This window comes from Embleya australiensis (genome assembly GCF_051903075.1).
Lineage (GTDB): Bacteria > Actinomycetota > Actinomycetes > Streptomycetales > Streptomycetaceae > Embleya.
In genome coordinates, this window is record NZ_CP182422.1 from 748851 (window position 1) to 763613 (window position 14763).

At 72.2% G+C, this 14763-nt stretch carries 12 protein-coding genes; all 12 read right to left on the reverse strand.

Annotation, left to right across the window (positions count from 1 at the left end):
* Positions 1 to 130 precede the first annotated feature (130 nt).
* The 12 genes from ACMXN5_RS03135 to ACMXN5_RS03190 all read right to left on the reverse strand — a co-directional run bounded on the left by ACMXN5_RS03135 (position 131) and on the right by ACMXN5_RS03190 (position 14534).
* The gene (locus ACMXN5_RS03135; protein ID WP_439673880.1) at positions 131 to 637 is read right to left on the reverse strand and encodes a cobalamin biosynthesis protein; all 507 of its coding nucleotides are present in this window, start codon (positions 635 to 637) and stop codon (positions 131 to 133) included.
* On the reverse strand, positions 634 to 1848 hold the full coding sequence (gene cbiE / locus ACMXN5_RS03140; protein WP_439673881.1) for a precorrin-6y C5,15-methyltransferase (decarboxylating) subunit CbiE: 1215 nt from the start codon (positions 1846 to 1848) through the stop codon (positions 634 to 636). The genes ACMXN5_RS03135 and cbiE overlap by 4 nt, the downstream gene beginning before the upstream one ends.
* Positions 1849 to 1968: 120 nt before the next feature.
* On the reverse strand, positions 1969 to 3369 hold the full coding sequence (locus ACMXN5_RS03145; protein ID WP_439673882.1) for a cobyrinate a,c-diamide synthase: 1401 nt from the start codon (positions 3367 to 3369) through the stop codon (positions 1969 to 1971).
* Entirely contained in the window at positions 3366 to 3980 is a 615-nt protein-coding gene (cobO, locus tag ACMXN5_RS03150) for a cob(I)yrinic acid a,c-diamide adenosyltransferase (RefSeq protein WP_395786771.1), read from the reverse strand. The genes ACMXN5_RS03145 and cobO overlap by 4 nt, the downstream gene beginning before the upstream one ends.
* A 557-nt stretch (positions 3981 to 4537) precedes the next feature.
* Complete coding sequence (locus ACMXN5_RS03155; protein ID WP_439677937.1) at positions 4538 to 6634, reverse strand: putative cobaltochelatase; 2097 nt, start codon at positions 6632 to 6634, stop codon at positions 4538 to 4540.
* Between the two features lie 469 nt (positions 6635 to 7103).
* Entirely contained in the window at positions 7104 to 7925 is an 822-nt protein-coding gene (locus tag ACMXN5_RS03160; protein ID WP_395786769.1) for a MetQ/NlpA family ABC transporter substrate-binding protein, read from the reverse strand.
* An 82-nt stretch (positions 7926 to 8007) separates the two neighbouring features.
* Positions 8008 to 8664 carry a methionine ABC transporter permease gene (locus ACMXN5_RS03165; RefSeq protein WP_078978636.1) on the reverse strand — a complete coding sequence of 219 codons (657 nt, stop codon included), beginning with the start codon at positions 8662 to 8664 and terminating at the stop codon, positions 8008 to 8010.
* A 2-nt stretch (positions 8665 to 8666) separates the two neighbouring features.
* Positions 8667 to 9740, reverse strand: a complete 1074-nt coding sequence (locus tag ACMXN5_RS03170; protein WP_395786768.1) for a methionine ABC transporter ATP-binding protein — start codon at positions 9738 to 9740, stop codon at positions 8667 to 8669.
* Positions 9741 to 10120: 380 nt separating this feature from the next.
* A complete protein-coding gene (locus ACMXN5_RS03175) occupies positions 10121 to 10597 on the reverse strand; it encodes a GNAT family N-acetyltransferase (protein WP_078978635.1) in 477 nt (158 codons plus the stop codon).
* A gap of 312 nt (positions 10598 to 10909) precedes the next feature.
* The gene (locus tag ACMXN5_RS03180) at positions 10910 to 11740 is read right to left on the reverse strand and encodes an SDR family NAD(P)-dependent oxidoreductase (RefSeq protein ID WP_439673883.1); all 831 of its coding nucleotides are present in this window, start codon (positions 11738 to 11740) and stop codon (positions 10910 to 10912) included.
* The gene (locus tag ACMXN5_RS03185) at positions 11737 to 13293 is read right to left on the reverse strand and encodes a wax ester/triacylglycerol synthase family O-acyltransferase (protein ID WP_439673884.1); all 1557 of its coding nucleotides are present in this window, start codon (positions 13291 to 13293) and stop codon (positions 11737 to 11739) included. The genes ACMXN5_RS03180 and ACMXN5_RS03185 overlap by 4 nt, the downstream gene beginning before the upstream one ends.
* Positions 13290 to 14534: an alpha/beta hydrolase family protein gene (locus tag ACMXN5_RS03190; protein WP_439673885.1), complete on the reverse strand. Its 1245-nt coding sequence runs from the start codon at positions 14532 to 14534 to the stop codon at positions 13290 to 13292. Before ACMXN5_RS03190 ends, ACMXN5_RS03185 begins: the two co-directional genes overlap by 4 nt.
* Between the last annotated feature and the right edge of the window lie 229 nt (positions 14535 to 14763).

A 14763-nucleotide genomic window follows, 5' to 3' on the forward strand; every position in this document is an offset into this window, starting at 1 on the left:
CCATGATGGTGGTGATGGTGCCCGCTGCGACGGCCGGGGTCCCGGCGTTGATCGCGAGCGAGCACTTCCCGATCGATTCACCATACGAATTCGACCACCACAGCGCCGAGTCGGCTCGACTCTGCACCGATCACGACGTATGTCGGTCCACTTCACCACCCGTCGACCCCACGTGACGGGCAATCGCCACCGTACAGCGCGGACGCGCCCCCACGCCGCGCGTCTTCGCCACCGCCAACTCGCCCGCCGGCGCGCCCGGTACCGGACCGAGCCGGGCCGCGGCCTCGGCGACGCTCGACGTGCCGACCGCCGCCCGGACCCGCTCGGACGGATGGGGCACCGGCACCTCGGCCAATTCCGCCGCCGGCCGCGCGTACAGCGGCAGTCCGAGCAGCGCCGCGCCGGCCACCAGGCCCGGCTCGTCCGCCCGCGCGGCCACGGTCACCAGCGCGCGCACCGCCGAGCGCGCCGCACCGACCCGCGCCAACGCGGCGCACACGCTCGCGCGCACCTCCTCCGCGCCGACCCCGCGCGCCGCACCGATCCCGACCACCCACACCCGGGCGTCCGCCCCGGAGTCGACCGATCCGCGGGCGTCGCCCGCCCGCGGATCATCCGCCCGCCGATCACCCGTCAAGAACGATCCCCCCACACCAAGAACACCGGGTGCGCCGGCTCCAACCCCAGCGCCCCACCGCTCGGCGCCGACAACCGCGAGGCCTGCAAAAGACAGCCGTCCACCGTGTAACCCGCCCGCTCCAGCACCGCACGCGCCTCGGCCACCCGATCCACCTCGGACAGCGCGGCGACGATCCGCTCCGGACGCCGCGCCGCGCACGCCGCCAGCGTCGAGGGCCCGCCCCCGCCGACGAACACCACGTCGGGAAGCGGCAGTCGGGCCAGCTCCTCGGGTGCCTTGCCGTGCACCACCTGCACCTCGACGCCGAACCGGGAGGCGTTCTCCGCGATCAGGTCGCACCGGAACGCGTCCTGCTCGATCGCGACCACCGCGGCGCCGTGCCGGGCGCACTCCACACCGACCGAACCGCTGCCCGCGCCGACGTCCCAGACCAGATCGCCGAGCCGCGGCCCGAGTCGGGCCACCGCGAGCGCGCGCACCTCGGCGCGGGTGATCGCGCCCGCACGATGCGCGTACGACTCCTCGGCCAGCGCCCAGCCGCGCACCGGCCCCGGAAAACCGGGCCGTTCGCCCGCCAACCAGCCCGCCGCGGCGCCCGCGCGCGGCGCCGGACCGATCACGATCACCACGTCCACGTCGGACCACTCGTGCCCGATCGCGTGCTCCGCGGAGACCATCGAGATCTCCTCGTCCTCGGTGCCCAGCCGCTCGCAGACCACGAACGTGCGCGGCACATCGGTGAGCAGCGCGGCCAGTTCGGCCGGCCCCGCACCCGAACCGGTCAGCACCGCGACCTTGCCGAACGCCCGGCACAGATTCGCCGCCCGACGCACGTCCCGGCCCAACGCGCTGACCACACGGGCGTCGTCCCACGCCATCGAGGCCCGGGCGAACGCCAGGGCAACCGAGGACACGGCGGGCACGATCTCCAACTCCAGGCCGTACTCGGGCCGGCGCAACAACCGCACGATCCCGAAGAAGCCGGGATCACCGATCGCGAGCACCACCGCGATGCCGCGATGCGCGCCGATCCGCTGCGCGGCCACGTGTACGTTGCCCAGCACCACCCGCTCGGCCCCGTCGGGCACCTCGACGGCCGCCAACACCCGCTCCGGCCCGGCGACCAACGTCGCCGCCCGCAGCGCCTGGACGGCCGGCGCCGACAGCGGCCCGCCGTCGTACCCGATCACGGTCACCCGATCAGCCATGGCCATCCCCCCTCACCGCGCCGAACCCCGGGGGAGGTTCCGCGCGGACCTGCGGCGGCGCCCATGACCGGGCGCCCGTACCCGACACGACGTCGTCTCCCCCACCCGAGGTTGCGCCGATCACGCACCGAGAGTGACTCCTTCCCCGGCCCCCGAGGTCACACCCGTCCCCGCAGCCGCCGCACACGCGTCGACGAACCGCCGGGCCAGGTCCGGCGCGCCCGCCCAGTGGGTGTGCAGGTACGACGCGTGCACCGACCCCACGACATGCCCCTCGAAGCCCGTCTCCCCCAGGCTCCACGCCGGCCGGTCGCCCGCCCTCGGGGTGAGCGTGGTGCGATGGAACTCGTGTCCGCGCACCACCCGTCCGGTCGCCGCGAGCACCGAGTCGTGCGCCGCCGTCGCCTCGCGATAGCCCAGGGTGAGCCGCTCGGTCATCCGCGCGTCGGCGGGCAACACCCCGCACATCGGCGCCCCGTCCAGGCTCCGGGCCAGGTACAGCAGCCCCGCGCACTCCGCCGCGATCGGCCCACCGCGCCCGGCCAGCGCCACCACGTCCGCGCGCAGCGTCGCGTTCGCCGCCAACTCGGCCGCGTACACCTCGGGAAACCCACCGCCCACCACCAGGCCCGCGGTCCGCTCGGGCAACCGCTCGTCGCGCAGCGGATCGACGGTGACCACCTCGGCCCCGGCCGCGCCCAGCAGTTCGGCGGTCTCGGCGTAGGCGAAAGTGAACGCCGAGCCGCCCGCGAGGGCGATTCTCGGCCGCCCGGCAACCGGGCCGCCGACCTCCCGGGCCGCGTCCCACGGCGCGTCCGGCAACGCACCCGCACCCGCCGCGATCCGCCGCACGGCGGCCAAGTCCACGCTGCGCGCGATCAGTTCGCCGAGCGCCTGCACGGTGCGCACCGCGTCCGCCTGCCGCTCGGCGACCGGGACCAGGCCCAGGTGGCGGGCGGGTTTGGCGATCGAGTCGTGCCGGCGCAGGACGCCCAGGACGGGCATGCCGATCTCGTCCAGCGCCTCGCGCAGCATGCTCTCGTGCCGGTCCGAGCCGACCCGGTTCAGGATCACCCCGGCCACGCCCACGGCCGGCTCGAAAGTGTCGAACCCGCGCACGAGCGCGGCCACCGAACGGCTCTGCGCCCGCGCGTCCACGACCAGCACCACCGGCGCGCCGAGCAACCGCGCGACATGCGCGGTGGAGGCGTATCCACCACGCCCGGCGGCGCCGTCGAACAGCCCCATCACGCCCTCGATCACGGCCAGATCGGCACCGCGCGCGCCATGCGCGAACAGCGACCCGATCCGCTCCTCCCCGACCAGGAACGGATCGAGGTTGCGCCCGACCCGACCGGCGGCCAACGCGTGATACCCGGGATCGATGTAATCCGGCCCCACCTTGTGCGGCGACACGACGTCCCCGCGTCGGGTGAACGCGGCGATCAGCCCGGTGGCGACGGTGGTCTTCCCATGCCCCGAGGCGGGCGCGGCGATCACCACCCGCGGCGGAGCACTCACCACTCGATACCCCGCTGACCCTTTTGCCCGGCGTCCATCGGGTGCTTGATCTTGGTCATCTCGGTGACCAGGTCGGCGGCCTCGATCAGGCGCGGATCGGCGTCGCGACCGGTGATCACCACGTGCTGGCTGCCGGGTCGATCCCGCAACACCGCGACCACCTCGTCCACGTCCACCCAGCCCCACTTCATCGGATAGGTGAACTCGTCGAGCACGTACACCCGATACGTCTCCGCGGCCAGGTCCCGCTTGATCTGCTCCCAGCCCTGCCGAGCCGCCTCCGCGTGGTCCTCCTGCGTGCCCTCGCGCTGGATCCAGGACCAGCCCTCACCCATCTTGTGCCAGGTGACCGGCCCACCCTCCCCGGTCTCGTCGTGCAGACGCCCGAGGGTGCGCAACACACTCTCCTCGCCGACCTTCCACTTGGCCGACTTCACAAACTGGAACACCCCGACCGCCCACCCCTGATTCCACCCCCGCAGGGCAAGCCCGAAGGCGGCCGTCGACTTCCCCTTGCCGGCCCCGGTATGCACAACAACCAACGCCCGATTCCGCCGCTGACGCGTAGTCAGCCCATCAGCCGGCACATGCACGGGAACTCCCTGCGGCACAACGCTCTCCCTCAACCCAAAGACCCAAAGCAAAGCCCCAGGCCAACCGATTCAACCCATCCGGCGCTCAAAAACACCCGCAGCAAACACCCACCCACCTTCAGCCCGTCCGGCGCTTGAGGACGCTCGCCGCAGGCGCCCGAGAACCACATCCCGACCCGCCCAACGCAACCAAAACCAGCCCGTCCGACGCTTGAGGACACTCGCCGCAGGCGCCCGAGAACCACATCCCGACCCGCCCAACGCAACCAAAACCAGCCCGTCCGGCGCTTGAGGACACTCGCCGCAGGCGCCCGAAATCCGCAACCCGACCCGCGCGACGCAACCCATCTCAGCCCGTCCGGCGCTTGAGGACCGGCGGGGCGCAGCCCGGCTCCCGAAGCCCGAACCAGCCCCAACCCCAGCCCGTCCGGCGCTTGAGGACACCCACCGGAGGCACCCGAGAACCGCAGCCCGACCACCCAACGCACCAATCTCAGCCCGTCCGGCGCGTAAGGACCGGCAGGCCGGCCAACCACACCCGGCCCCCAGGCCCGACCGCGTGAGGACCAACCACGTCACGCCACCGAGCGCACATCCCGCACCAGCCCCGCCAGCCCCTCCCCCGCGAGTTCGTCCAACGTCACGACCGGCCCGCCCAGATCCCCGGCAAGCCGGGCCGCCAGGCCCAACCGCACCGGGCCGCTCTCGCAGTCCACCACCAACGACGCGACACCCCCGGCCGCCAACAGCCGAGCCGCCCGCCGGCTCTCCCCCAGCGCGTCCCGCCCACCCGTGGCCCGCCCGTCGGTGACCACCACGAGCAGCGGCCGACGCAGCGGATCCCGCAGCCGCTCCACCCGCAGCGTCTCGTGCGCCCGCAACAACCCGGCCCCCACGGGCGTACGCCCCCCGGTCGGCAACGCCGCCAGCCGAGCCGCGCCGATCTCCACCGACGACGTCGGCGGCAACGCCAACGACGCACCCGCGCCCCGGAAGGTCACCAGCCCGACCTTGTCCCGCCGCTGATAGGCGTCCAGCAGCAGAGACAACACCGCGCCCTTGACCGCCTGCATACGCTTGCGCGCCGCCATCGACCCGGACGCGTCCACCACGAACAGCACCAGGTTGCCCTCGCGCCCCTCCCGGACCGCCTCACGCAGATCCGTGCGCCGCAGCAGCAGCCCAGCGCCGGTACGTCCGCGCGCCTTCTGGTGCAGCGCCGCCGCCCGCACCGTGGCCGCGACATGCAGCCGGGTCACCCGCCCCGCGGCGACCTGCGCGCCGGTGGTACGCCCGCTCGCGGTCCGCGCGCGCGACCGGCGCCCGGCCGCGCCCTGCCCGACCCCGGGCACCGCGAACAGCCGGGTGCGATACGGCTCGGCCGCCGCCACCGCGGCCTGCTCCCGCCCACCGTCCGAACCGCCCGGCGCCCCCGCCACCGGAGCATCCTCGGTACCGGGCGCCGAACTCGGCGCCGCCTCGGTCGACTTCGACCCGTCGCCCCCCGACCCGTCCGCCCGATCCGAGCCGTCCGCCCCGTTCGAGCCATCCGCCCGGTCCGCACCGTCCGACCGCTGCGACCCATCCGCCCCCGCCGGCGGCTCCCCGCCCCCGTCCGGCCCATCCCCGTCCGGCTCCGGCTCCGGCTCGGGCTCCGGCTCCTCCGGATCCCGCAACGCCTCATCGAGCAGCGCCTCATCCAACCCGGGCGCGTCGAACGGATTGCGTCGCCGCCGGTGCGGCAGCGCCAACAGCGCGGCCTGCCGCACGTCCTCCGCCGTGACCTCGGTCCGCCCGTGCCAGGCGGCCAGCGCGATCGAGGTACGCGCCGTGACCAGGTCCGCCCGCATCCCGTCCACCTCGAACGACGCGCACACCCGGGCGATCCGCTCCAGCTCGGCGTCCGGCAACCGCACGTCGGCCAGCACCTTCCGGGCGGCCAGGATCCGGCCGGCCAACGCCGCGTCCTCGTCCGCCCACCGCGCCGCGAACCCGTCCGGGTCGGCCTCGTACGCCAACCGGCGCCGCACCACCTCGGCCCGCTCGCGCGGCTCCCGGCTCGCCGCCACCTCCACGGTCAGCCCGAACCGGTCCAGCAACTGCGGCCGCAGCTCGCCCTCTTCCGGGTTCATCGTGCCCACGAGCAGGAACCGCGCGGCGTGCCGCACGGACACCCCCTCGCGCTCCACGTGCGAGGTACCCATCGCCGCCGCGTCCAGGAGCAGGTCGACGAGGTGGTCGTGCAGCAGGTTGACCTCGTCGACGTACAACACGCCCCGATGCGCCGCGGCCAGCAGCCCGGGTTCGTACGCCTTGACGCCCTCGGTGAGCGCACGTTCGATGTCCAGCGAGCCGGCCAGCCGGTCCTCGCTGGCGCCGACCGGCAGTTCCACCAGACGCGCGGCGCGCGAGACGCCGCCGACGGCGGGATCGTGCGGGCCGTCGGGGCAGTGCTCGTCCGGCCGGACCGGTTCGCATGAGAAGCGGCACCCCGGCACCACCGCGACCTCGGGCAGCTGGCTCGCCAGCGCACGCACCATGGTCGACTTGGCGGTGCCCTTCTCGCCCCGCACCAGCACCCCGCCGACCGCGGGCGAGACCGCGTTCAACACCAGGGCCAGGCGCAGGTCGGCCAGCCCGACGATGGCGGAGAACGGGTAGGCGGCGCTCATCGGCGCCGGCCCGGCGTCGTCGATCCGCCGTCGGATGTCCGTACCGTGCCCATCGGTACGACGATCGCCGGAAACATCGGTATCAAGCACGCAGGCATGCGCCGTCGGCCTCCCTCGGGTGTCCACGCCCTGGTCGGTGGCGGGACCCGCGTTCGGGGTCCCGGACAGCGGCAAGTCTCTGGCTCACGCCCGCCCGAGGGCGTGCGTTCACAGTGGCGGGACCGCTCCGGGTTGCCGCATCGCGCCGCCGCCTCCGGATGTACCGGCGTCGAGGTGTGGTCCGCGTCCGATACGGCCGCGAACCCACCTCGACACCGGGCCCGAAGGTGCTCCGCGCGATCCGCCGGATTCCTTCCCTGCTGTCGGCCACACCCTCTCACATGCCCCGAAACGCGCCACGGCCCCCGCCGGATGAATCGGGCGGGGGCGGTGGTGGGTGTGCGCGGGCGGTGGGATCACGCCGCCGGGATCAGAACGCGGCGAGCACGTTGCCCTTGTACTCGTCGGCGATGTACTTCTTCACCTCGGGCGAGTTCAGCAGCTTCGCCAGCTTCTGCACGCGCGGGTCGGTGTCCTTGCCCTTCTTGACCACCAGGACGTTCGCGTAGGGGTTGTTGTCGGCCTTCTCCACCGCGATGCCGTTCTTGCCCGGGGTCAGCCCCGCGTCGAGCGCGTAGTTGCCGTTGATCACCGCGCCGTCCACGTCGTCCAGCGCGCGGGGCAGCTGCGCCGCCTCGATCGCCTTGAACTTGAGCTTCTTCGGGTTGTCGGCGATGTCCTTCTCGGTCGCCGTGGTGGTCGCGCCGTCCTTGAGCTTGATCACCCCGTTGTCGGCGAGCAGCTTGAGCGCACGACCGCCGTTGGTGGCGTCGTTCGGGAACGCGATGGTCGCGCCCTCCTTCAGCTCGGCGAGCGACTTGACGTTCTTGGAGTAGAGCGCCAGCGGCTCCAGGTGCACCGGCACCACCGGGGTCAGGCTCTTGCCCTTCTCCTTGTTGTACTCCGCCAGATACGGCTTGTGCTGGAAGAAGTTGGCGTCGACCGCGCCCTCGTCCAGGGCCGGGTTCTGCTGGGTGTAGTCCGAGAACTCCTTGATCTCCAGCTTCAGGCCCTCCTTCGCGGCGAGGTTGTCCTTGATGTACTTCAGGATCTGCGCGTGCGGGACGGCGGAGGCTGCGACCTTGAGCGGGTCGGAGGCGGACGAGCCCTTCTTGTCGTCGCTGCCGCAGGCGGCGAGACCGAGTCCGAGGGCGGCGACGGCGGAGATGGCGACAAACTTGTTGATACGCACGAAGAGTGCCTTTCCTGGTGGTGCGGTGTACGCGGGCGGAATACCTCGCGTCGTACGGTGGCGCGGGCGAAGTGCCGCGTGTCTAGCGGTGGGCGAGCCTGCGGGAGAGCAGGTCGCCGAGGAATTGCACGAGTTGAACCAGGACCACGAGCACCGCGATGGTGACGAGCATCAGGTTCGTCTCGAAGCGTTGGTAGCCGTAGCGGATGGCCAGGTCGCCGAGCCCGCCGCCGCCGACCACACCCGCCATCGCGGAGTAGCCGACGATCGCGACGACGGTCACCGTGATCGCGGAGATGATCGACGGCACCGCCTCGCGCACGAGCACCTTGCGCACGACGGTGAAAGTGCCCGCGCCCATCGACTGGGCGGCCTCGATCAGGCCCCGGTCCACCTCACGCACCGCGGTCTCCACCAGGCGGGCGAAGAACGGGATGGCGCCCACGGTCAGCGGCACGATCGCCGCGTCGGTGCCGATGGTGGTCCCGGTCACCCAGCGGGTGAACGGGATCAGCGCGACGAGCAGGATCAGGAACGGGATCGACCGCCCCACGTTGACCACCAGGCCGAGCAGCTTGTTCGCCGGCGCGAAGGACAACGGCCCGCCGCGGTCGGTGAGCACGAGCAGGAGCCCGATCGGCAGGCCGATCAGTACGGTGATCAGCGTCGCGACGCCGACCATGTACAACGTCTCCTGGGTGGCCGTCTCCAGCAGTGGCCGCATCTCGGACCAGGTCATCGTCAGAGCTCCTTGCCCGCGAGCGCCACGCCGTCGGCGGCGGCGACGTCGGCGTCCGATGTGGTGTGGTCGGTCCCCGACTCGGCGTCGGCCTCGTCGATCACGTCGACCTGGAGGCCCTGCTCGCGCAGATAGCCGATCGGCACCACGTTGCGCTCGAAGGTGCCGTCGAGCGAGATCCGCATCCGGCCGATCTGCCGCCCGCCGACGCTTTCCACGGCCGCGCCCAGGACGTTGACGTCGACGTTGTAGGTGCGCGCGAGGGTGGAGATGAACGGCTGCGCCGTCTCCTCGCCGCGGAAGGTGATGTCGACCAGCGTGCGGCCCGCGAGCACGGCGGGCGTACCCAGCGGGAACATCTCCCGGGCCAGCCGCGAGTCGGAGCGGCCGAGCAGCTCGGGCACCGTCCCCGACTCGACGATCCGGCCGCCCTCCATCAGCGCGGCCGAGTCGCAGATGTTCTTGACCACGTCCATCTCGTGGGTGATCAGCAGGATGGTCAGGCCGAGACGATCGCGCAGGTCGCGCAGCAGGGCCAGGATCGAGCGGGTGGTCTCCGGGTCGAGCGCCGAGGTGGCCTCGTCGGACAGCAGTACGCGCGGTTCGGCGGCGAGCGCGCGGGCGATGCCCACCCGCTGCTTCTGCCCGCCGGACAACTGCGCGGGGTACGCCTTGGCGTGCTCGGCGAGGCCGACCAGGTCGAGCAGTTCCGCGACCCGGCGGGCCCGGTCCCGGCGCGGCACCCCCGCGATCTCCAGCGGTACCGCGACGTTCCCGGCGACGGTGCGGCTGGAGAGGAGGTTGAAGTGCTGGAAGATCATCCCGATGCCGCGCCGCTCGGCACGCAGCGCACTCGCCGACAGCGAGGTCAGCTCGCGCCCGCCCACCTCGACGGTGCCCGACGTGGGGCGCTCCAGGAGGTTGACGCAACGAATCAGGGTGCTCTTGCCGGCGCCGCTGCGGCCGAGCACGCCGAAGATCTCGCCTTCGCGCACGTGCAGGTCGACCCCGTCGAGCGCGGTCACCTGCCGTTCTCGGCTGCGATAGACCTTGCTCAGGGCAGTGGTACGGATCACCGTGAAGTCCTCGGGGGATGTGCGTGCCGAATCGGGCCCGACGAAGGGCCGCGCGACTCGATCACACAGGGGGCGTGGCGGGGGGTGCACCGGGGGCGCGGAGCGCTCGGCCCGGGAGAGGGATCAGGCCCTCAAATCCTCAACAGCCACACATTCGACACATCTGACACGAACGGCGCATGCAACGACAACCCGTGGCGGTAGCCGCGGTGCCGGAGATGTGAGCCGTCGTGAACATGATCCGATTAAAGCAGACACACGCCTCGCAATGGAAATGTCATCCCGCCGAGCACCTGCGACCGGAGCCGACGAAGCCCCGGCGACCATGGATTCCATGGTCGCCGGGGCTTCGGGGGTGCTTCTCGCCCCGCGGGCGTCGATCAGGCCGCGAGGACGGCGGTCTTGCGCAGGTAGACCAGGCTCAGCCGGGGGCTGACCTTCTCGATCCGGCCGGAGACGTAGCCGAGGCGTTCGTACAGCCGCAGGTTGTTCTCGCTGCGGTGGCCGGTGAACAGCTCGTACTCGGCGGCGTCGGCGAGTTTCGCCTCGATCGCGCGCAGCAGCCGGGTGCCGAGCATGTGCCGCTGCAGTCGGGGGTGCACGATCAGTTTGCCGATGCGGGCCACGCCGTCGTCGATGGTGCCGCGCACCGAGCCGACGACCTCCTCGCCCAGGCGCGCCACCAGCACGGTGTGCGTCTCGAACTCGGCGCGCAGGCTCTCCAGGCTCTGCGTCAGCGGCTCGATGCCGTAGTCGTTGTAGAGGGCGGCCTCGCCCTGGTAACAGAGGTACTGAAGCTTGAGAATCTGCTCGGCGTCGGATACGTCCGCCGTGCCGATACCCACGTTCTGCCCCATCGGATTGCTCCCCTGATCGCCCTGATCACCGCGCGGATGTGTGTGCCGCAGCGTCGAGCCCCGTGCCCGGTGCGAAGGGGGAGGGTTGTCCCCTTCTCGAACACGCGCGTGAACACTGCATTCGTCACTGTTCCACACGGCTTTTCCCGGACTTCTACCCGGCCCTCACCTATGCGCAATCCGGCGTTCAGGCAGCGTGTTCGACGAAGTGCGCCCGATGGGGTGAATCGCCGGAAAAATGCGGGTCGCGGAACGCACGATGTGGCCGGTACGCGCGGCGCGCACGCCCGTTGTGGGCCGAGGCCCGGCCGGCTACAGACCCGTGACGCGGCGGACCACTCCCTCCTTGAGCGCGCGCACCATCGCGAACGGTTCGGTGACCTGGTGCACCAGCAGCGTCAGGTGTGCGTCGGCCCCGACCACGTAGCGTGACCTCGGCGACTTCGTGGTGGCGGCCAGGGCGATCGTGTCGGCGACCGTCTCCGGCTCGCTCCACAGCGGCTTCATGATCGAAAAGCCCAGGTCCATCCGGCGGAACGCGGTCGCGAACGCGGTGCCGCGATGGCGCTCGACCGCGTCGGCCATCTCCTCGGTGGCGCCGCTGCGGAAGCCGCCGGGCGAGACCACCACGACGTCGATCCCGGCCCCGGCCAGCTCCACCCGAAGCGCGTCGGACGCCGCCTCCATCGCGTGCTTCCCGGCCTGATACCAGCCGAGCAGCGGATACGTGATCCGCCCGGCCAGCGAGGAGATCTGCACCACCCGGCCCCATCCGCGCTCGCGCATGTGCGGAACGGCGAAGCGGGCCAGCCGCATCGGGCCGAACAGCGCGGTCTCCAGCTGGTGGCGGGCGTCCTCCTCCGACACGTCGAGCACGGGGGCGAACGAGGTGCCGCCGGCGTTGTTGACCAGGATGTCGGGACGGACCCGCTCGATCACGTCCTTGCCGCCGGCCGCGTCGGTGACGTCCAGGAGCACGGTGCGCACCTCGACCCCGGCCGCGTCCGCCGCGGCCAGGACCGACTCGGCCTTGGCCGCCGTACGCACACTGCCGACGGTGTCCACGCCCGCCCGGGCCAGCGCCAGCACAGTGGCCAGGCCGAGCCCGGAGTTGGCGCCGGTGACCAGTGCCGTCCTGCTCACGCGCGACCCGCCTCGAACCCGGCGGCCTCGACCGCGCGATCCTCCTCGACCCGTCGCGGACCGGGCACCTTGGGCACGGCGGCGGCCCCGGCCACCCGGCCCTCCGGGTCACCCGCGCCGGAGGGTTCGACCGGCAGATCCCGCGTCGGGCGCGGCGGCGCGACCTCGTCCGCCGCCTTCAACAGGTGGTTCAACTGCTCGACGATGGCGTCCGCCAGGGCGAACGGGTCCGGCAGCGCGTCCCGGTCGGCCAGCACACCGATGTCGATCCGGTCGTCGTAGCTCATGCCACCGATGAACAGTCCGAAGCCGTCGGCGATGATCCCCATCGAATGAAACGCCTCCACTCGCTGCCCGTGGGCATACAGCGGCCTGCGCGGACCGGGCACGTTCGAGACCGTGACGTTGCACAACGCCGGCAACACGGACGCGAGTCGGGCCTCGCGGTAGAGCCCGCCGAGCGCCCTGAGCAGCGCCGGCGGCGGTGCCTCGGCCAGTCCCGTGAGCAACTCGCTGCCCATCGCGCTCTGTACGGCCTTGGCCGCATCGGAGTTCTCGTGTACGCACAGCAGTCGCTGACCGGGCTCGGCCACGTCGGTGGCCAGCCCCACCAGCATCCCGGTGATCAGGTTGCCGCCGGCCCGCTCGCCGCCGTGCGTGGCGTCCACCGGCACCGTGGCGACCAGTTCCCGCTCGGGCAACTCGCCCAGGGCGTCCAGGTGTTCGCGCAGTGCGCCGGCCACCATCGCGAGCACCACGTCGTTGACCTTGACCCCGAAGGCGTTCTTGACCAGCTTGACGTCGGAGAGCGAGACGCTGCAGAAGCCGTACGCCCGCCGCGGGCCGATCGGCTCGTTGAACCGGGTCCTGGGTACGTTCAGCGGCAGCGCCCGGCCGAGTCGCCCGGTCAGCGCGGCCTGGAGCACGCCCTGTCCCAGGCGGCCGAGTTGCCGGCCCACCCGCACGGGCGTACCGGCCAGCGAGAGTGCGCCCTCGCGGATCGCCTCCCACCCCTCGGGTACACCGCCCGGCTCGCTCGGCGCGGGCACCGGCGCGGGCGCCTGCTCGTCCGGCGGGTTCGGGACGGCGTCGAAGAAGATCTCCTGCATCGCGGCGCCGGAGCGCCCGTCGATGCACGCGTGATGCACCTTCCACAGGTGCGCGACCCGCCCGTTCTCCAGACCGTCGACGATCCACCACTCCCACAGCGGGCGGTCGCGGTCCAGGCGGTGACGGTAGATCTCCTCGGCCATGGCGGTCAGTTCACGCCGGCCGCCGGGAGCCGCCAGGGTGGCCCGACGCAGGTGGTTGCCCAGCTCGAAGTCGGGGTCCTCGACCCAGTGCGGCCGGGCCAGCCCCCACGGGCCGCGGACCAGTTTGCGGCGCAGCAGCGGCAGTCGGGGCAGCCGGGCGGCCAGCGTGCGCGCGAACGCGGCGCGGTCGACGCGGCCCCCGGTGTCCGAGGCGTCGACGACGGTCAGGCAGACGACGTGCGCCGGCCACTCCTGCGACTCCAGGGCCAGGAATGCCGAATCCAGACCGGAGAGCTTCACCAGGTATTCCTCCTCCCGATGCCCGACGAGGTCAGGGCATCCTCGATGAAGCGGTGCGCCTGCCGGTTCCACACGGCTCCGATGTGCGAGCCGCGGTACCAGCAGACGGATGGTTCCTCCCAGTGCTTCCAGAGCCGATACGCCTGCTGCGGCGTGGCCATCCGATCGGCCAGGCCGGCGTAGACGAAGCGCCGCTCAAGCGGCACCCGGGGCGTCACCGCCAGCGGCGAGACCACGCGGTGGACCGTCTCGGCGTCCGCGCCGAGCAGGCCCGCCGCGCGCACCTCGCGCTCGATGTCCTCGGGTACGTGGTGCGACATCACCCACGCCATGTCGACCGAGGGCACGCCGACGACCACGCAGTCCAGATCCTCCAGGGCCGCGACCAGGGCGGCGACGTAGGCGCCCAGCGAGAGCCCGTGCAGGGCGACGGGGGTGTCGGCGTCGCCCTGCGCGCGCACCCAGTCCAGGCAGCGGCGCACGTCCCACACGGCCTGTCCCAGGCCGTGCACGTTGCCGAGGTAGTCGAACGAGATGAACGTGCCGTCGTGGGTGCGGGTGCTCTTGCGCGGCCCGTGCATGGGCAGCACCGGGTGGATCACGTTGACGCCGAGTTCGCGGTGCAGCCGCGGCGAGCGGAACGCGGCCAGGTCGCCGGGTCGACCCATGCCGAAGCCGTGCAGGTTCACCAGCCACGGCCGGGGCGCACCGGGGTGGCGCAGTACGTACGCCCACACCCGCTGATTCGCGCCCGCGCCCTGCCACCGGGTGGCCCCCGGCACCCCGGCGCGGGGCATGTACTCGCTGTCGAAGGTCAGTCGCTCGTAGCCGATGGTGCCGTAGAGCCGGTCCCGGAGCACCGGGTCCTCCGGGGCGGGCGGGTCGGGATGGAAGCGGGTCGGATCGTCGAGGTAGCCCTCGGCGCGGAACTTGGCCAGCGCGTCGGCGATCTCGGTCCGGATCCGCTGGGCGTCCTCGGGGTCCGGGGACAGCCGGCCGCCGGCCAGGACGGCCACCACGAGTTCGTCCAGGAAGGCCGCGGAGACCAGTCCCGGGGTGGGGAACACGGTGGGCATCTCGGGATATCGGCGCCGTTCGGCGCGCAACGACCGCACATAGGAGCGCACCCCGAAGCCCACCGAGGGGGGAACACTGCGCAGCAGCGCGCCGACCGGCAGATCCGCCAGCATGGCGGCGGACTTCTCCCCCTGGGAACGTATTCGACGCAGGTGATCGAGCATGCCGATCCCTCCCCTCGATGTGAATCGACCCTAGTACGGAATCAACGGAGCGAACACACGCAATCGCTTTTGGTAACCGCGATTTCACAATTGGGACTGGAACCGCGACTTCCGCTCACACTCGTGCAACCACCCCGAAACCGGACGCCCTACGACATGCGGACACGACGATGGGCCCGCCACCTCCCCCCGGAGGTTGCGGGCCCATCGTCTCAGGTCGATCCCGGTG